Origin of the sequence: Aeromonas hydrophila subsp. hydrophila ATCC 7966, assembly GCF_000014805.1 — a bacterium.
Lineage (GTDB): Bacteria > Pseudomonadota > Gammaproteobacteria > Enterobacterales > Aeromonadaceae > Aeromonas > Aeromonas hydrophila.
On the sequence record NC_008570.1, the window covers coordinates 1,955,196 to 1,973,055 of the forward strand.

General features: G+C 61.3%; 20 protein-coding genes and 1 tRNA gene. 10 read left to right on the forward strand and 11 right to left on the reverse strand.

The genetic code is table 11. The features are described 5' to 3' along the window. Positions 1–272 precede the first annotated feature (272 nt). The 5 genes from AHA_RS08990 to mepA all read right to left on the reverse strand — a co-directional run bounded on the left by AHA_RS08990 (position 273) and on the right by mepA (position 3,281). A tRNA-Ser gene (locus AHA_RS08990) sits at positions 273–360 on the reverse strand. A 145-nt stretch (positions 361–505) separates the two neighbouring features. Beyond that, complete coding sequence (locus AHA_RS08995; protein WP_011705669.1) at positions 506–1,123, reverse strand: TPM domain-containing protein; 618 nt, start codon at positions 1,121–1,123, stop codon at positions 506–508. Positions 1,124–1,143: 20 nt separating this feature from the next. Next, positions 1,144–1,872, reverse strand: a complete 729-nt coding sequence (locus AHA_RS09000; RefSeq protein ID WP_011705670.1) for a TPM domain-containing protein — start codon at positions 1,870–1,872, stop codon at positions 1,144–1,146. Beyond that, complete coding sequence (locus tag AHA_RS09005; protein ID WP_016350422.1) at positions 1,869–2,474, reverse strand: LemA family protein; 606 nt, start codon at positions 2,472–2,474, stop codon at positions 1,869–1,871. Before AHA_RS09005 ends, AHA_RS09000 begins: the two co-directional genes overlap by 4 nt. Positions 2,475–2,516: 42 nt before the next feature. Further along, complete coding sequence (gene mepA, locus AHA_RS09010; RefSeq protein WP_164927601.1) at positions 2,517–3,281, reverse strand: penicillin-insensitive murein endopeptidase; 765 nt, start codon at positions 3,279–3,281, stop codon at positions 2,517–2,519. Between the two features lie 175 nt (positions 3,282–3,456). Here mepA and AHA_RS09015 point away from each other — a divergent pair, with 175 nt between their 5' ends. Beyond that, entirely contained in the window at positions 3,457–3,999 is a 543-nt protein-coding gene (locus AHA_RS09015; protein WP_011705673.1) for a hypothetical protein, read from the forward strand. Between the two features lie 219 nt (positions 4,000–4,218). Beyond that, the gene (locus AHA_RS09020) at positions 4,219–4,497 is read left to right on the forward strand and encodes an RNA recognition motif domain-containing protein (RefSeq protein ID WP_026080382.1); all 279 of its coding nucleotides are present in this window, start codon (positions 4,219–4,221) and stop codon (positions 4,495–4,497) included. A gap of 71 nt (positions 4,498–4,568) precedes the next feature. Here the strand turns inward: AHA_RS09020 and AHA_RS09025 are convergent, their stop codons facing one another. Then, positions 4,569–5,468: an aldo/keto reductase gene (locus AHA_RS09025; protein ID WP_011705675.1), complete on the reverse strand. Its 900-nt coding sequence runs from the start codon at positions 5,466–5,468 to the stop codon at positions 4,569–4,571. 115 nt (positions 5,469–5,583) lie between these two features. On the opposite strand from AHA_RS09025, the gene AHA_RS09030 reads away from it, so the two are divergent. The 3 genes from AHA_RS09030 (at position 5,584) to ltaE (ending at position 7,884) form a co-directional block, all read left to right on the forward strand. Further along, on the forward strand, positions 5,584–5,991 hold the full coding sequence (locus AHA_RS09030) for a helix-turn-helix domain-containing protein (RefSeq protein WP_011705676.1): 408 nt from the start codon (positions 5,584–5,586) through the stop codon (positions 5,989–5,991). Positions 5,992–6,072: 81 nt separating this feature from the next. Continuing rightward, positions 6,073–6,774 carry a Rossmann-fold NAD(P)-binding domain-containing protein gene (locus AHA_RS09035; protein ID WP_011705677.1) on the forward strand — a complete coding sequence of 234 codons (702 nt, stop codon included), beginning with the start codon at positions 6,073–6,075 and terminating at the stop codon, positions 6,772–6,774. A 90-nt stretch (positions 6,775–6,864) separates the two neighbouring features. Further along, positions 6,865–7,884 (forward strand): low-specificity L-threonine aldolase, encoded by a 1,020-nt coding sequence (gene ltaE, locus AHA_RS09040; RefSeq protein ID WP_011705678.1) that lies wholly within the window; start codon positions 6,865–6,867, stop codon positions 7,882–7,884. Positions 7,885–7,944: 60 nt separating this feature from the next. Here the strand turns inward: ltaE and AHA_RS09045 are convergent, their stop codons facing one another. From AHA_RS09045 to AHA_RS09060, 4 genes are all read right to left on the reverse strand, one after another. Continuing rightward, a complete protein-coding gene (locus AHA_RS09045) occupies positions 7,945–8,376 on the reverse strand; it encodes a PAS domain-containing protein (protein ID WP_005346525.1) in 432 nt (143 codons plus the stop codon). Positions 8,377–8,384: 8 nt separating this feature from the next. Next, the gene (locus AHA_RS09050) at positions 8,385–9,419 is read right to left on the reverse strand and encodes a response regulator (RefSeq protein ID WP_011705680.1); all 1,035 of its coding nucleotides are present in this window, start codon (positions 9,417–9,419) and stop codon (positions 8,385–8,387) included. Between the two features lie 54 nt (positions 9,420–9,473). Then, positions 9,474–10,412: a LysR family transcriptional regulator gene (locus AHA_RS09055; protein WP_011705681.1), complete on the reverse strand. Its 939-nt coding sequence runs from the start codon at positions 10,410–10,412 to the stop codon at positions 9,474–9,476. 73 nt (positions 10,413–10,485) lie between these two features. Beyond that, positions 10,486–11,187 carry a DUF2982 domain-containing protein gene (locus AHA_RS09060; RefSeq protein ID WP_011705682.1) on the reverse strand — a complete coding sequence of 234 codons (702 nt, stop codon included), beginning with the start codon at positions 11,185–11,187 and terminating at the stop codon, positions 10,486–10,488. 166 nt (positions 11,188–11,353) lie between these two features. Between AHA_RS09060 and AHA_RS09065 the strand changes: the two genes are divergently transcribed. The 4 genes from AHA_RS09065 (at position 11,354) to AHA_RS09080 (ending at position 15,606) form a co-directional block, all read left to right on the forward strand. Beyond that, a complete protein-coding gene (locus AHA_RS09065; RefSeq protein WP_164927790.1) occupies positions 11,354–13,291 on the forward strand; it encodes a putative bifunctional diguanylate cyclase/phosphodiesterase in 1,938 nt (645 codons plus the stop codon). 88 nt (positions 13,292–13,379) lie between these two features. Beyond that, entirely contained in the window at positions 13,380–14,105 is a 726-nt protein-coding gene (gene nfsA, locus AHA_RS09070) for an oxygen-insensitive NADPH nitroreductase (RefSeq protein WP_011705684.1), read from the forward strand. Between the two features lie 188 nt (positions 14,106–14,293). Continuing rightward, entirely contained in the window at positions 14,294–15,058 is a 765-nt protein-coding gene (locus tag AHA_RS09075; RefSeq protein ID WP_011705685.1) for a DNA repair ATPase, read from the forward strand. Beyond that, complete coding sequence (locus tag AHA_RS09080) at positions 15,052–15,606, forward strand: VOC family protein (protein ID WP_164927602.1); 555 nt, start codon at positions 15,052–15,054, stop codon at positions 15,604–15,606. The genes AHA_RS09075 and AHA_RS09080 overlap by 7 nt, the downstream gene beginning before the upstream one ends. Before the next feature lie 46 nt (positions 15,607–15,652). Here the strand turns inward: AHA_RS09080 and AHA_RS09085 are convergent, their stop codons facing one another. Next, positions 15,653–16,861: an MFS transporter gene (locus tag AHA_RS09085; RefSeq protein WP_011705687.1), complete on the reverse strand. Its 1,209-nt coding sequence runs from the start codon at positions 16,859–16,861 to the stop codon at positions 15,653–15,655. Positions 16,862–16,954: 93 nt separating this feature from the next. Between AHA_RS09085 and AHA_RS09090 the strand changes: the two genes are divergently transcribed. After that, entirely contained in the window at positions 16,955–17,830 is an 876-nt protein-coding gene (locus tag AHA_RS09090; RefSeq protein ID WP_011705688.1) for a LysR family transcriptional regulator, read from the forward strand. Positions 17,831–17,860: the final 30 nt, after the last annotated feature.

A 17,860-nucleotide genomic window follows, 5' to 3' on the forward strand; every position in this document is an offset into this window, starting at 1 on the left:
TCGCGGGACTTTGACGGGAAGGGGGCCTGGACAGATCAGATTGCAAATGTTGGAAGGCAAAAAACCGGCCATTGAGCCGGTTTTCTTAGATTGGATTGTGGGAATTGGATGCTTCAGTCCGTGTGGTTTTTCCTTGGGGGCGGCGGGCAGCCCTCCATTACCACAGGCAACGTTGCTCGTACCCAACGAGGGTGTTGCTTTCTCTAACGAGAATCACGCATCTGAAAACCTCAAAAGCAAAAAACCGACCATCAGGTCGGTTCTTTAAAATTTGGCGGTGAGGGAGGGATTCGAACCCTCGATACGTTGCCGTATACACACTTTCCAGGCGTGCTCCTTCAGCCACTCGGACACCTCACCAAATTTTTGCTCACAGCGCCGTTGCGTTGGAACGGGGCGTAATTTAGGGGAAAGGGCTGCCTGGGTCAACCACTTTTCCCCTTATTTTTCATAATCTTTATCGAACGCCTATCCCTTGAACAGAATGCCGGTTTTTTAAACCCGATCAGGGCTTGGGGAGGATGATCAGGCTGTCCGGCAGCTCGTTCTGGTCGCGGGTGGCGGGGAAGGCGTCGGTCAGAATGGCGCTGGTCCGTTCGATGCACTCGAGGAAACCCTGCTCAACCTCCTTGTTGCGCACCCGGCGGGTGAAGTCATCGATGATCTCCTGCCACTGACCGTTGTCGATGTGCTGGGCGATGCCGTCATCCACCAGGATCTCCACGTAGTGCTCGGCCACCGAGACGAAGATCAGCACCCCCAGCCGATCCTGGGTACGATGCAACCCCTGTTCGACGAACTGCAGGCGTGCCATCAGGGCGGCCCTGTGCTGGCGAACCTGTTTGGGGATCAGGTACATCTTGATGGGGGTCCAGTGGAACAGGATGCTCAGCACCAGCCAGACCGACCACTGCACCAGCAGGATCTCGTACCAGCCGAGCCAGAAACCGAGCTCGAATACCAGCAGCGGGGTGAGCATGGCCAGCAGCGCCGCCCACAGGGTGGGTATGTAGCGATAGCCGTCGCTGGCGGGGGCCAGAACGGTCACCAGCTCGGCATCGGTTGCCTGCTCCGCCTGCTTGACCCTGGCCTGCAGCGTGTGAAAGAACTGTTTCGAAATCATGTGTCGTCTCTTAATCCCTGTTACCAACCACCGGAGGCACCGCCGCCGCCGAAACTGCCGCCCCCTCCACTGAAACCGCCGCCACTACCAAAACCGCCACCGGAGCGACCGGCACCGAAGCCACCGGCGAGGTAAGCGGCGCGGCGCCGGCCACCTCTGCCGCCGCCACCACCACGCAGGTTGTGCAGCACGATCATCACTATCACCATCAGGATGAACAGCCAGGGCCCGCCCAGTTTATCCTTGCTGGCGTTGTCCACCGGTTTGTACTCGCCCGCCAGCGCCTGCATGATCGCTTGGCTGCCGGCAACCACCCCGGCCACCATGTCGCCGCGCTTGAATGCGGGCAGGATCCGGGTCTGGATGATGTTGGCGGCAATGGCATCGGGCAGGGCACCTTCCAGCCCGTAACCCACCTCGATGCGTACCTTGCGTTCATCCTGGGCGATCAGCAACAGCACCCCGTTATCCTTGCCCTTCTGGCCGATGCCCCAGTGACGGCCGAGCTGATAGCCATACTCCTCGATGGTGTCGCCCGCCAGCGTGTCGATGGAGACCACCACCAGCTGGATGCCGCTGCGCTTCTCGAATGCCGCCAGCTGCTGGGTGAGCTGGTGGGCCTGCTTGCGGGACATAAGGTTGGCCTCGTCCACCACTCGCCCGCTCAAGGCGGGGAAGGTGGGGGCGGCGGATACCACCGCCGTCCACAACAGCAGGCAGGACAACAGGGCACGGATCACGCGCTTCATTGGAAGCTGACCTTGGGCGCCTCATCGGCACCTGGCTTGGCGCTGAACGTGGGTTTGGCCTCCAGATCCGAGTAGAGCAGCTTAGACCAGATGACGCCGGGGAAGGTGCGGATCTCGGTATTGAACTGACGTACCGCTTCTATGTAGTCGCGCCGGGCCACCGAGATACGGTTTTCGGTGCCTTCCAGCTGGGCCTGCAGGGTGAGGAACTGCTGATCCGCTTTGAGCTCCGGATAGCGTTCGACCACTACCATCAGCCGGGAGAGGGCGCCGGAGAGCTGGTTCTGGGCCGCTTCAAACTCCTTGAGCTGGGCGGGATCACTGACCTGCAGGCTGCCCACCCGGGCTCTGGCATCGGTCACCGCCTTGAGGGTCTCTTGCTCGTGGCTGGCGTAGCCCTTGACGGTGGCCACCAGATTGGGGACCAGATCGGCGCGGCGCTGATACTGGTTCTCGACCTGGCCCCAGCTCGCCTTGACCTGCTCATCCAGGGTCGGAATATTGTTCATGCCGCAACCGGTCAGGCCCAGCAGCAGGGTCATAACCAACAGGGACTGGGTTGCCCTCTGCCAGAGTGAAGTGGCCATCTTGTTGTTCTCCATTGACATTTTTTGCAGATAACGGCTCACCATACCAGCTTGTGGTCAACCGCCACAACGGGCGGGCAGTCTGGGTTTGTGGTAAGCCATCGAAACCTTGGGCAGTTGCGGCTTGTCTTTGAGCCAGGACGCCAGCTCGGCGCCGCAGCCGTTGCCGGGCGGGATCGGCGCCTGAGGCTGGCAATCCGGGCTGCCGGCCGGGCAGCGCAGACGCACATGAAAGTGGCTGAAGTGGCCGACCCAGGGGCGCAATTTGCCGACCCAGGGTTCATCAGGCGCCCGTTTGCATACCTCGGCCTTGAGCACCGGGTTGATGAAGATGCGGGCGACCTCGGGTTTGCTGGCTGCCAGGCGCAGCAGGTTTAGCTGCTGGGGGCCGAAGCGCCCGGGCAGTACCCGGTAGCTGGGTTCATCGATCAGCGCCCACTCCTTGGGGGCATCCTGCTCCCATGTTGAGATGGGCTGGTTGGCCATGCGAAACCAGATGTCGGCGTCGAGACCGGTCTGGTGGCTGCGGTGACCGGAGGTGAAGGGGCCACCGTGGGCCATGGCGAGATCGGCGATATAGAGATCCGGCATGCCGGCCATGCGGGTCTGGTTGGCCAGGGTGGTCAGGTAGGCGATGAGCTCGGGGTGGCCGTAGTAGCGCAGTCGCTTGGTGCGGATCACCTGATAGCCGGGGCCGGTCAGCGGCAGCGCTACTCCGTTCTTGAGGCAGCCGGCGGAGTAGCCGCCAATTGCTTCGGCCTGGCGGGGATGAGGTTCGGCAAGAAAGGCACTGGCCATGAAGAGCAGGGTGGTGGCAAGCATGAGACTCCCGACAAGCATGCGAATGGGCTCAGATGAAGAGAATGATACCAAGAGTCCGGTGAGGCCGTCACCCGATGAGCGAGCCCGGTTGCATCCCGGTGTCGGGCTCGCGCACAATGCGCGACAAAATTGGCGCATCCAGGGCGTGTAAACGCACAGGCAAGAGGAGAAGAGAATGAAGGTCAGTGAGCTGGTGAACAAAGAGGGACTGGTCTGGCTGATGCCCCCTGCTCGCCGTTTCTATCCGGTGATGGTGGTGCTGTTGCTGGCGAGCCTGGTCACCGTGCTGGCCGCCGTCGGTCTGGGTTATCCGCAAATGGGTTTGCTGCCCTGGGTGGGGCTGGTGTTCGGCGGCATAGTGCTGCTGATGATGATACTGCCTCGCAGCTGGCAGCGCTGGCGGCTGGCGGAGCTGGCCTGGGACGAGACGCACCTTTACCTGCTCAATGGCAGCAGTGATCGGGCACAGGCCCTGCCAAGATCGTTGCTGGTCGGGGTCGAGCGGGATCGCAAGGTGGGCCACGATGGTCAGTGGCTGGCCTTCAGCCTGGATCTGGCGCTGAACGATGAGCAGCTGGCGGCCGCCACCACGCTGATGGGACTGAGTCGGGAAGGTACCCATGTCGTGGCGCCCGGCATCTATCGTTTTGGCTTTAAGCGCGCCTGGCATGGTCGACGCACGCTGCAGGGGCTGCTGGATACCCTGCTCCCCATATGAGCTGACTATTTTCTCGACAATCTTCCCCAAAGCTCAGATACTGCCAGTGACTCGAATTGATCTTGCCCGTTCTGTTCACCCAAGAGATCAATGACTTGAGTGAACTGTACGGGGGAGTGCCTAGGCATGATGCCCTGGCAGGTCCGGCATGGGGGTTGTGCCCTTACCTTTGTGTTGGTGATTGGATAGAGAAGGCACCTTGAATCGAGAGTGGATGGCATGAAGATTTACGTAGGTAATCTGTCGTACCGGATGACGGCCGACGAACTGACAACCGTGTTCAGCCAATTTGGGCAGGTAGACAAGGTCGATATCATCATCGATCGCGATACCGGTCAGTCCAAGGGGTTTGGCTTCATTGAAATGCCTGTCAATGGCGAGGCTGAAAAGGCCATCGCCGGTTTGCATGGCACCGAAATCGGTGGCCGTACCATCACAGTCAACCAGGCCAAGCCGAAGACAGATGCACCACGTGGTCGCCCCCAGCGTCATCGCTGAGCTGCCTCGATAACGCAAAACGGCATGGGTTCCCCCCATGCCGTTTTTGTTTCTGGCGTTTGCCGGATGAATCAGGGCACGTCGTAGCCTAGCGCCGCCTTGCGAATGCGGAACCACTGCTGACGGTTGAGGACGATGGCTTCAGCGGCCACGGCGGCGGCGATGCGCTCCCGTTTGCCGGAGCCTATCAGCGGCAGCGGCTGGCTTGGCAGCATCATGACCCAGGCGTAGACCACCTGTTCGATCTGCTCGGCACCCACTTCCTGGCGGATCTGCTCGAGCTCGGCGCGCAGCGGGGCATATTCGGGAGCCTGGAACAGGCGCCCGCCACCAAGGCAGGACCAGGCCATCGGCTTGATGCGCAGCTGCTGGCATTGGTCCAGGGTACCGTCCAGGGTGGTGCTCTGGTTGAGCGGCGAGATCTCCAGCTGATTGGTCACCAGCGGGAAGGGCAGGCGCGACTGCAGCAGCTCGAATTGGCGAGGGGTGAAGTTGGAGACTCCGGCATGCTTGATCTTGCCCGCCTGCTTGAGGGTGATGAAGGCATCGACCACTTCGTCGGCATCCATCAGGGGATCCGGGCGGTGGATCAGCAGCAGATCCAGATGGTCGGTGGCGAGCTTTTGCAAGGAGGCCTCGGCACTGGCGATGATGTGCGCCTTGCCGGTGTTGTAGTGATTCAGCGCGTGTTCCGGCTTGGCGGTGAGGGCGATGCCGCACTTGCTGACGATCTCCATCCGGCTGCGCAGAGAGGGTTCAAGGCGCAGGGCGTTGCCGAAGGCCTCTTCGCACTGGTAGCCACCATAGATGTCGGCGTGATCGATGGTGGTGACCCCCAGATCCAGGTGGTACTTCATCAGATCCAGCAGGGCGTTCGGAGAGAGTTGCCACTCCATCAGACGCCAGTAGCCCATGATGAGGCGAGAGAAGGTCGGGCCCTGTGGATGCAGAGAGAGGCGGGATACGGACATGGTGGCTCCTTGGCGGATAAGGGAAAAAATGCTGCCAGCATCTTGGTCTCTTCTGGCTGGCAAGGCAATAATGCGGCTTTTGTTAATTCGAACTTTGGTTCTGAAGGGGAAGGAAATGGACGGTTTTGCCGAGCGCTTGCAGAGCCTGATCGGGACGGGCAGCATCAGTGCCTTTGCCCGCAAGGTGGGGTTGAGCGAAGCCTTGATCCGTAAATATCTGAAAGGGGCCGAACCCGGCCTTGGCAAGGCCAACCAGATTGCCATGGCCGCCAACTGCTCGCTGGAGTGGCTCGCCACCGGCTGCGGCTACCTTTATCGGCAGGCGGAAGTGGTGGACCGAGAAGCGCTGAGCGCCGCCGGCACCCTGTTGCAGGAACAGTTGCCGCAGCAGCGTCTGCCCGCAGAAGACGAGCTGGTAACCCTGCTCGCCTATTACCAGTTCTTGCGCAGTCACAAGCAGGCTGACGGATTTCTGGATCTGGCGCGGGCGCGCGAATTTGGCAAACACCTGCATGAGGCGTGAGCCTGTATGGGGATGGCCGGGCAACGGCCGGGGATTATTCTGATACCCTCTAAAGCAGATGAGGACAGCGGGGAGAGGGAGATGGGCTATCTGATCTTGGGCAGCGGCGGATTGGGCACGGCGCTGGCACATGAGCTATCCGCCCGTGGCGAGGAGCTGGTGCTGGCCGGCAGACAGTTGCCCAAGGGGGTAGATCCCGTCTGCTATTTCCCGTTGCAGGAGGTGGATGCGCTCTCCTTCGATGCCCTGTTCACCCTCTATGACACGGCGCCGTTGCCGAGCGTGGTGATCAACACCATCGGCCTGCTGCACGACATCAACTTCATGCCGGAGCGGCGGGTGGAGGAGGTCAACCCCAGGTGGCTGTGCGACAGCCTGCTGGCCAACGCCTGGCCGCAGCTGGCTCTGGCCGCCTGCCTGAGCCGCCGGATGACGCCGGATACCCGCCTCTGGCTTTGCTCTCTCTCCGATCTGGCCGGCAGTCTTGGCGCCAACGAGACGGGCAGTCGATACAGCTACCGGATGAGCAAGGCAGCGCTCAACATGGGGGCAAGAACGCTGGCCCACGAGTGGCGGGAGCGCTTCCCCGCCGCCGGGGTTGTCACCGTGCACCCGGGGCTGATGGCCACCCCCATGAATCAACCTTTCCTCGATGAGCTGGCGGCCGAGACCTTGCAGGATCCGGCGCTGGTGGCGCCGCGTCTGCTTGATCTCATCAACCAGTTGTCGCCGGCCCAGTCCGGCGGCTTCCTTGATCTGCAGGGCCAGCTGCTGCCCTGGTAAGCCGTCACCGGCTTCACATTCCGGAAACGGTCCGCTTGCCAAGCCAGCTCCTGCTGGCTAACGTCATCCTCCTGCTTCAGGAGGGATGTCATGCGCTATATCGATTTACGAAGTGATACGGTCACCCAGCCCACGGATGCCATGCGTCAGAGCATGTTGCATGCCGAGGTGGGGGATGATGTCTACGGGGAAGATCCCGGCGTCAATGCACTGGAGGCCCGCGGGGCCGAGCTGCTTGGCAAGGAGGCCGCACTGTTTGTCCCCTCGGGCACCATGTCCAACCTGCTGGCGGTGATGAGCCACTGTCAGCGGGGTGAGGGGGCCATCGTGGGTCAGGCGGCCCACATCTATCGCTATGAGGCACAGGGGAGCGCCGTGCTGGGCTCGGTCGCGCTGCAGGCGGTGCCCATGCAGGCCGACGGTTCGCTGGCAGTGGCCGATGTCGCCGCGGCGATCGCCCCTGATGACGCCCATTTTGTGCAGACCCGGCTGGTCTGCCTTGAAAACACCCATAACGGCAAGGTGCTGCCTCTTCATTACCTGCAGGCGATGCGCAAGTTCGTCGACGAACGCGGGTTGCAACTGCATCTGGATGGTGCCCGTTTGTTCAACGCCGCGGTGGCGAGTGGTCATGGGGTAGACGAGCTGGCCGCCCCCTTTGACAGCATCTCCATCTGCCTCTCCAAAGGGCTGGGAGCACCGGTAGGGTCGCTGCTGGTGGGCTCTCGTGTCTTCATCACCCGCGCCAGACGGCTGCGCAAGATGCTGGGTGGTGGCATGCGCCAGGCGGGGATCCTGGCTCAGGCCGGTCTGTTTGCCCTTGATCAGCATGTGGCCCGGTTGGCGGATGATCACCGCCGTGCCAGACGGCTGACCGAAGGGTTGGCCGCATTGCCCGGCATCGAGCTGGATCTCGCGCTGGTGCAGACCAACATGGTATTTTTGCGGCTGGTGAAAGGGGACGCCGAGGCGCTGCTCGCGTTCATGAAGGAGCGGGGGATCCTCTTCTCCGGTTACGGCGAGATGCGGCTGGTGACCCACCTGCAGATCACCGATGACGACATCGACGAGGTGATCGATGCCTTCACCGAGTACCTTGCCGCACGTTAAGGTTCACTCAATAAAACAGGGCGCCAAGGCGCCCTGTTTTATTGTTGAGAAGAAAGCGGGTCACGCCTGGCGCTGGCCGCTCATCAGCATGGCCTCGTCGGTGGCGTCGTAGATCATTACCGCGATGTGAGTCACCTGACCGCCAAAGTCGGCCAGCGGCACCAGCGTCAGGTTCTGGAACATGTGGGGGGCTGAGCCGGTGATGGGGCGGTAGTTGGAAAAACGCAGCAGATAGGGTTTCTGCTCCCAGGTGCTGAAGGCGCGGTTGTTGAGCTTGAACACCATGTTGGCCTTGCGCTCGAACCAGGCCCGATCCACATCGGGGAAGAGCTCGAACAGCACACCATCGCGCACCTCGCCGGCCAAGCGGCCGCTGTGGCTCTCCATGAAGCCGTTCCACACCTGCACCTTGTACTCCTTGTCGAGCACCACCAGCCCCACGTCCAGGTTCTGGACTATGTTCATCAGCCAATGAAATTCACGGATTTCCATGGTCACTCCTAGAGCATGTGCATGATTTTGTTGTTCATGGTGGCGATGGAATCTTCGGTAAACAGCAGCAGCAGATCGCACTGCACCGCGTAATCCTGGACCCGGTAGTTGATCTCGATGGCCAGGGTACGACGCCAGCGGCTCTTGTTGGTGTTGATGAGCTCGTTGATGGGCCTGTGCTGGCCGAGTACCACAGGGTGGCCCTGACTGAAGGGGGTGTCGAGCTGGCTGGCATAACCGCGCAAAAAGGCACCGATCAGCACGTTGGCGGTATCCATCAAGAGCTCCAGCTCGGCGTTGCGATCGAGCACGCCCTGATGGTTCATCAGCCGGGCCAGATCCTTGAAGCTGGAGTCGTGGAACAGGATCAGCGCCTCACCGGCGATACCGGCGCCGATGAAGCCCTGACAGACGGCGGAGAGGGTATCCGAGTCGGCAGCGGCCGAGAGGGCCATGTGCAGCTCGGACACTTCCAGCACGTTGACGTTGGGAATGGGCAGCACCACGAAGGCGTTGAGCAGGCGGGCCAGCAGGTCGGCGGCCTGGCCCATGGATACGTTGGCGAGCTCCTGATAGACGTCGCGTACCTCGGGACTGATCTTGATGCCGGTATCCAGACTGCCGACATCACTGACACTCTGGCCGGCGGTCCGGATGTCATGTGCAGTGGCGGTGCCTTTGGCCTGCCACAGCTCATGCTGTTTCAGCAGGGCGCTGAGGGTTTCCGGTGCGGCGGGTTTCTTGATGAAATCCAGCGCTCCCAGCCCCATCACTCGCTGATAGGCTTCCGGCTGGATATCGCCGGAGACCACGAAGATCTTGTTGCGCAGCCCCTCCCGCTGGAGGGTCTCCAGCACGCCGTAGCCATCCATTTCCGGCATGGTCAGGTCGAGAAAGATCAGATCCCCATGACCCATCAGCACCTGTTCTATCCCTTCCAGCCCATTGGCGGCGTAATGCAGCGTCACATCCCAGTCGGCGGGAAGGGCACGGGCCAGCTGTTTACGGGCGAATCCTGAGTCATCACATATCAATACATTCATAGTGTTAGGCTGGCCTGGTCAACGAGGATTGCTATAAGTGTGGCCCGCCAACGGTCAGATGCAATGGGACAGGCTGGTCGCCGGTGAAAATTGATTGTCCCATTGGCGATTCCGGTAGCGCGCTGAATATTTTTCAACAAATTCAGCGAACATCTTAACACGCAGCGGGGCAAACTGAGGCTGGCATCGCAACATATAGAAGGGCCGGTTGCCGGTTTTCCAGTCGGGCAGTACCGGGACCAGCTGCTCATCCTGCAGGAAGGGATGCACGTAGTGGAGCGGGGCATTGACGATCCCCAGGTGGCGCCTGGCTGCCCGGACGGCAGCCTGGGTCTGGTTGACGGTCAGTTTGGCGGTGCGCTTGATCTGTACCGTCTGCTCGTCCCGATCGGTCAACTGCCAGTGCTGGTGCGGCCAGCAGTAGATCAGCGCGTGCTCTTCCAGCTGGGCGGGATGTGCCGGAGTGCCCATCTTCTCCAGATAGAGCGGGGAGGCAAACAGGCCGTATTCGATGTGGCCAAGGCAGAGTGCATTGGGCAAGGATTGCGGCAGCTCGCCGTTGAAGAACACCAGATCCCGGTCGTTGTCGAACAGATGCTGGTGGTCGTTGGTCTGGGTAATGTCGAACTGCACCTCGGGGTAGTGCAGGCCAAAGTCCGCCAGCATGTCGACCAGGATGGTGTTGGAGAGGGCGATGGGGGCCGCCAGACGGATCACCCCGTTGATGTCGGCCTCTTTGCCCTGGATCTCGCCGGTGGCCTGTTCGATCGCGGCCAACGGGGTGCACAGGCGTTCGTAGTAGCGCAGCCCTTCGTCGGTGAGGCGGAGTTTGCGGGTGGATCTGTGTAGCAAGGAGCAGCCGAGCTGCTCTTCCAGCTGAGAAATACGTCGACTAATGGTGCCGGTTGGCATGCCCAGTGCGGCAGCCGCGTGGGAGAATCCTCCCTCTTGCACCACCTTGACGAACAGATAGAACTCTTCGATGTACTTCATAAGCGGTGTTCTGGGTGTAACAAGCCAGTGACCTTAAGAAGAGGCGCCCGCCTTGGCAAGCTCAATCCGGCGTTTAATTGATCTGGATTAGATTCGACTCCCGCTGGTACTGGTGCAACAGCCGGACAAATTCGACCGGATCCCGGTCAAGGCTGTTGTCCGGCACCAGCAGATCGTAGCCGAGCAGCTCGCGCAGTCGGGTCATGCGGTTGGCCAGCATGGCGATCACCCCCTCATAGCGTTGGCCGGAGGGAGAGCGAAAATGGCTCTCCTCCAGCAATCCCTCGCCCTGAAAGGCACAGGCACAACCCCCGTTGCTGCAGGCCGGTTGTTCGCTGCGCAGTGCCTGCAGCAAGACGCTGCGTTGCTCGGTCAGCAGGCGCACTGCCAATCTGGGTGTGATCAATGTCAAAAAATCGTCGTAATCTTTTATTTTCAAACCGATATAGGGCAGGGGGACCAGATCCCAGCCCAGATGAATGCGCGGCTGGTCTATTCGCTGAATATTTCTCCATTTCAGGATCCAACCGCCGTATTTATGGTGATATTGCAGACAATCGTGACAGAGCGAGAGACTGAAGTGGGGTTCAATCAGCTTCAATGAGCCGATAAATATCATCATCAGACCCGCCAGCAGGCCGGAGACGAGGGGGATTAGTGGTTGTTCACCGAATAAAAAAAGTATAAAAATCATAGTAATGGTTACTATGATGCCCAACAATACCAACGTGAGTCCGTTTTTTCTGACCATGGGTTTCACATGTAGCGTTTTCATATGAAGTCAGCCCTTTGCGCATGCTTGTTTCACATTATGGGCTGGATCCGATTTTGTACCAGCGCCGGGTGCCCGGGAGGGCCCTCCGTCGCTGGGTTTCCCTGTGATCACACATCATGAATCACCATATTAGATGAATACGCTAGACGAACGGTTATTGAACGGGATGGATGTGCTGCATACCCCAATCTGGGTTTATGACATCCGGCATCACCACATCTATTGGGCCAATCGCGCCGCCTTGAGCGTGTGGGAAGCGAGCTCGCTGAGTGAGCTGCAATCGCGCGACTTCTCGGCCGACATGGCGCAGGCCATCGATCTGCTGCTGCAGCGCTATCTCGGGGATTTCCAGCAGGGGCGCAGCTACAGCGAGTGGTGGACGCTTTCCCCCAAGGGCGTGAAAAAGCAGATCTACCTGCGCCTCTCCGGCATCCAGCTGGCGGGTCGGCTGATGATGATGACCGAAGCGGTGATCGACGCCGATACCCTCTATCAGGAGTCCTCGCTCGCCACCGGCGATACCCTGGCCTGTCTGTTTGACAATCAGGGCCAGCTGGAGAGTGGCAACCACCATTTTGACATGTGTTTCGGCAACCAGATCCGCTACCTCTCCCAGCTCTTCTCCGGCAATGACGAGGCTTTCTACCAGAAGCTCTCCCGCCTCGATGAAGTGGTGGCCGAGGGGGAGTGCCGCACCCTCAAGGGGATGCGCTGGTTTCAGTACCAGTTTCGCCACATTCAGCAGGGGGCGCAGATCCTGCTCACCATGCGCGACATCACCGACCGCAAGCTGGAAGAGCTGGAACACCGTCACTTGGCCTGGCACGACTCGCTGACCGGCCTGCTCAACCGCTATGGCTTGATGAAATCGCTGGAGGCCTATTGCGGGCTGGGCGGGCGTTTTGCGCTGGTGTTCATGGACTTGGACAACTTCAAGCTGGTCAACGACAACTACGGCCACAAGGCCGGTGATCGGCTGCTGGAGCGGGTTGCCGGTCGGCTCAAGCAGATCTGTCCGCGCGATGTGGAGCTGGCCCGGCTCGGTGGCGACGAATTCACTGCCCTGGTGCCGCTCAGCCACTCGAGCGATCGGGCGCAGGAGGTAGCCGACCTCATGCTCTCCCAGATGACCAAGCCGCTGCAGCTGAGCGGGGTGCCCGAGGTGACCATCGGCGGCAGCATCGGTATCGCCATCTATCCGGACGATGCGGACGACGGCGACAACCTTATCACTCGCGCCGACATGGCCATGTACCAGGCCAAGCAGATGGGCCGGCTGCGCTGGCAGCGCTTCACCCCCAGCATGCAGCAGACTCTGCATCGCAAGCTGACCCTGAAGCAGTTCTTGGCCAAGGCCATCGGGCGGGGGGAGCTGAGCCTCTGCTACCAGCCTCAGGTGGATGTGGCACAGGGCAAGCTGCTCGGCTACGAGGCGCTGCTACGCTGGCACAATCCCGTACTGGGCCAGGTCTCGCCGGTGGAGTTTATCCCGCTGGCCGAAGAGATGGGGCTGATCCGCGAGATAGGCAGCTGGGTGCTGTCGACGGCGCTGGCCCAGATGGCTCACTGGCAACGGGAGTGGCGGGTAAACGTGCCGGTGTCGGTCAATCTCTCCGGCTTCCAGCTCTCTTCCGCCCTGCCTGAACTGGTGGCCCAGCAGCTCAAGGAGTTCGGGGTGGCGGCCAGCCTGCTGACGCTGGAGCTGACCGAGACGGTATTGATGCTGGACATGAAGGGGTGCATCGAGATCCTCGACGCCCTGAGCGCGCAGGGGATCAAGATTGCCATCGACGATTTCGGTACCGGCTACTCGTCGCTGGCCTATCTCAATCGGCTGCCCATCGACACCATCAAGCTGGATCGCTCCTTCGTGGTGGGCCTCAACCTGCCGGTGATCCGCGCCACCGTCGCCATGGCCACCAGCCTGGGTCTCGGCATCATGGCCGAAGGAGTGGAGGATGAGCACGAGCTCGCAGCCCTGCGCACCCAGGGCTGCCACGTGTTTCAGGGGTTCCTGTTCAGCAAGCCGATGACGCTCGCGCAGGTGGAAGAGAGCTGTTTCATGGTCAGCTGCAAGGCCGGCCGCTATCCGCTGGCAGGCTAACGCATTACTCTGCGGCGCTGCTAATGCGAGGGGCCTTGGGCCCCTCGCTGTTTTTGGGTAGAGTGTGGGCTTCGTCTCTGGAGGCAACATGAACCCGACTCTCGACCTTATTCTCGCCCATCGCTCCATTCGTCAATTTACCGCCGAGCCCATCACCGACATTCAGCTCGACCAGATCCTGAGCGCGGCCCAGGCCGCTTCCAGCTCCAGCTTCCTGCAGGCCAACAGCATCATCCGGGTGACCGACAAGGCGCTGCGCAGCCGCCTGGCCGAACTGGCGGGGTACCAGGCCTACGTGGCCCAGGCCGCCGAGTTCCTGCTGTTTTGCGCCGATTACCATCGCCACTGCGAAGTGGTGCCGGATGCCCAGACCGGCTTTGTGGAGCAACTGCTGATCGGTGCCATCGACGGTGCCCTGATGGCCCAGAATGCCCTGTTGGCAGCCCAATCCATGGGGCTTGGCGGCGTCTATATCGGCGGGATCCGCAACAATCCGGCCGCCGTGAGCGAGGCGGTGGGCTTGCCACATCAGGTGATCCCGCTGTTCGGCCTCTGCCTCGGCCACCCCGCCCAGGCGCCCGAACAGAAACCCCGCCTGCCTCGGGCCCTGGTGGTGCATGAAAACCGCTATCAGACCGAACTGGATCGCGAACTGCTTGCCGGCTACGACCAGCAGATCGAGGCTTACTACCAGTCCCGCAGCAGCAACAACAAGCAGCAGAGCTGGAGCGGCCAGATCCGGGGCATCCTGGGCAAGGAGGCGCGCCCCTTCATGCAGGATTTCCTGCGATCCAGGGGGTTCAACCTCAAGTAATGGGCCTGATGGGCGATACTAAGGGGTAATGGCGGTGTCGCCAGCGCCGCGTGATCCTGGCTTTCCCTTGTGCTCCTGCCCGTCTGGGCACAACAAATCGGGGGCAAGCTCCGCGCTGCGGACTACCTTAACTAGGTAAGCTGTTGTAGGATCACGCAATTGGATTGGGACAGGAGTTTGGACTTCCTATGATTTTAACCTTGGTATTGCTGTCTATTGGCGCACTCCTGTTTCTGGTCATCGCCTATAACGTGGTGCAGCAATATAAGCAGAAGGCAGAGGCCGACAAGCGTCACGCCATCGCTCGCCACAAGTCAGTGGTGGATGAAACCGAAGAGATGCTGCTCAACGTCAACCTGGTGCCCTTCTCCAAGAACATAGTGTTGCTGTTGCAGCACCGGATCCTTGATGCCTATCGCGCCATCGCCCTGGTGATGCCGAGCGGCCAGCTCAAGCAGCGCATTGCCGACGTGCAGACCCAGATCAAGAACGTGCAGGAGAACTACAGCAGCCAGGATGAGGGGCACTTCAAGACCCCGGAGTCGGATCGCCAGGCCATCCAGATGCTGCAGCTGGTCAAGAAGATGCGGGCCGTGCTGCGGGTCGAACACAACAAGGGCAAGATAGATCCGCAGGGCTTTGCCCAAGAGGATCGCCGCCTCGAGCTGATGCAGCTCAAGATCAACATCGCCAACCTGGTGAAACGGGCCATGGATGCCCAGATCCAGGGGCAGTTCGGCACCTGCCGGCAGCTCTACACCAAGGGACTTTCGGCCCTGGCCAGCGTCACCGACAAGGATCCCTACCTGATGGCCCGTGAAGAGGACATGCGGCAGGGCCTGGCCGGACTCGATGCCCACCTGCAGGAGCACAGCGAGAAAGAGCTGCAAAGCATCAAGGACAAAGAGGCGGACGAGCTGGACGTCCTGTTCCAACCCAAGAAGAAATGGTGATTATGTCGTACTCACTCGATACCACACTGGGGCCGATGGCCCCATTTGTTTGCCAGCTGTTGACCGAGCTGGACGCCCTCGCCATCCATCCCGCCACCATCGAGGTCGACCACCTCTGCTATCGGGCCGCCACCCTGCCGGAGTACCAGGCCCTGAAGGCACTGTTGGCAAGCCATGGTGACCTGCTGGTGGAGGGGATGATCGGCGGACGGCCCATCGCCACCTACCGCCTGCATCAACCGGTGCTCCACGCCCACGGCATCGTGCCCTGCATCGAGCTGGCGGCGCCCAAACCGGGTCGCAGCCACCAGGCTGGGCTGGAACATATCGAACTGGTGGTGCCTTCGCTGGACGTCTTGTTGGCGGCCCATCCCGAGGTGCCCTTCAAAACCGGCAACCTGCGCGATGAGCGCAATCCTGACGTGGCGGTGATGCTGGCCTCTGGGCAGATCAAATTTCATCTGCGCACCTTGGCCGAGGTGATTGAAGAAGAGCTGATGAGCGGCGCCGTGGTGCCGGTGCCTGCCGGCTACTACGACCAGGCTTGATGAAACGGGGCCGCTTGACCGGCCCCGTTTCATAGCCGAGATAGCATCAGGGATGGCAGATGCGGGGGCGGGCGGGGCGCCCCTTCAAGTGGCCGAGCCAGAGGCTCAACCCCGCCGTGATGACCAGTACCAGCTCGATGCCGAGCACCAATCCCCCGAGTCCTCCCTGTTCCCAGAAAGGGTGCAGATAGAGCCCTCCCAGACTGGCCCCCAGATAGTACCCCACCAGATAGAGCGACGAGGCGAGCGCCCGGTTGTGCTCCACGTGTTGGCCGACCCAGGCGCTGGCGCAGGCGTGGGCAAGGAAAAAGCCGAAGCTCGAGATGAGCAGGCCTGAGAGGATGGCGCCGAGCGAGCCGCCCAGCAGCAGGGCGCTGCCGAGCGCCATCAGGGCTATACCGACCAGCAGCAGGCGCTGCGCCCCCCAGCGATGGGCGCAGCGACCGCTGAGGGAGGAGGCCACCGTCCCCGACAGATAGGTCAGAAACAGCATGCCGAGCCACTGGGTCGGCAAGGAGAAGGGGGGGCTGGCCAGCAGGAAGGTGAGGTAGCTGTATTGGTTCAGAAACACCATGAAGTTGAGACCGCCGATGAGGTAGGCCCCCACCAGCAACGGATTGCCGAGGTGGCTGGCGATGGCCTGGCGAAACTGGCCCGGCTTGGCGATGACGGGGACGAAACGGGTCTGGGCCGGCAGCAGCCAGATGACGAGAGGCAGTAGCGCTAGGCTGATGAGGCCGATGCCGAGAAAAGTGTGCTGCCAGTCGCCAAACCAGCCTGCCAGCAGACCGCCGACCACCCGGCCGGCGATACCCCCCAGCGAGTTGGCGGCGATGTAGACCCCGACGGCGGAGAGCAGGGCCCGCTTGCTGAACTCTTCCCCCATGTAGGCGATGGCAGTGGCGGGCAGCCCCGCCAGCATGACCCCCTGCAGGATCCGCAGCAGCAGCAGCTGTTCAAACTGACTGACCAGGCTGATGAGCGGGGAGAGCAGGATGGCGCCGGCCAGACTCCATAGCATGATCCGGCGCCGGCCGAAGCGATCCGCCAGTCGGGCGCAGACAAGCAGCGAGACGGCGAGCCCAGCGGTGCAGCCAGCCAGGGTCCAGCCGGCCGACAGCGAGCTGACGGAGAACACCTCGGCCAGCAGCGGCAGCAGCGGGTGGGTTTGATAGAGATTGAGAAACACCAGGAAGGAGCCCAGGCTGAGGGCCAGGGTGGCGCGGATCCATTCACGACTACCGACTTCGATCATATGCAATTGTCCTGACAGCTTTGTTGCAGGTTAGTGCGCGCCAGAGCATAAATATAATATATTTAAGTTATCCACCTGATAAACCAAATTGATATGGACCTGAAACAGCTCACCTATCTGCTGGCGGTGCGGGATGCCGGCTCTTTTACCAAGGCGGCCAACGGGTTGCACGTGGCGCAGCCCGCCATCAGCATGGCCATCGCCAAGCTGGAGCAGCAGCTCGAGCTGCGCTTGTTCGACCGCCAGGATCGCAACGTGCGGCTCACCCCGGAAGGGGAGGTGCTCTGTCGCCATGCCGAGCGCCTGCTGCGCCAGATGCATCAGGCCGAGGCCGAGATGGCCGAGCTCAAGGGGCTGGAGCGCGGAGAGGTGCGCATCGGCATTCCCTACATGATGGGCTCCTATTACTTTCCGCCGATCCTGATGGCCTTCAAGCATCGCTACCCCGGCCTCAAGATCCGGGTGGAGGAGGCGGGCACCCGCGAGCTGTTGAGCCGCATGGTGGACGGCTCGCTGGATCTTGCCATCCTCATCACCAGCGATCTGCCGCCAGCGCTGGAGGGGGCCCAGCTGCTGCGTGAAGAGATGTTGATGGTGGTGGGGGAGGAGCATCCGCTGCGTCAGGTCCGGAGCGTATCGCTGAGCGAGTTCTTCAGCCAGGAGCTGGCGATGTTTCGCCGCGGCTTCTATCACCGCGAGCACATGGAAGCGCTGGCCCAGGAGCTGGGCTGCGAGCCCGATATCGCCTTTGAGAGCAACCTCATCCCGCTGCTCAAGGCGGTGGTGAAGCAGGGGTTTGCGGTGACCACCTTCTTGCGGATGGCGCTGGACGAAGAGCCCGCCCTGACCGGGATCCCGTTTGCTCCCCCGATCTTTCTCGATCTGTGCGTTGCGTGGCGGCGGGGGGATCCGCTCTCCATGGCGAACCGCGCCTTGCGGGATTTTTTGCTGGCGCAGGCACAGCCATAAATGGCCAAGAAGGAAAGGCTATCAGGCAAA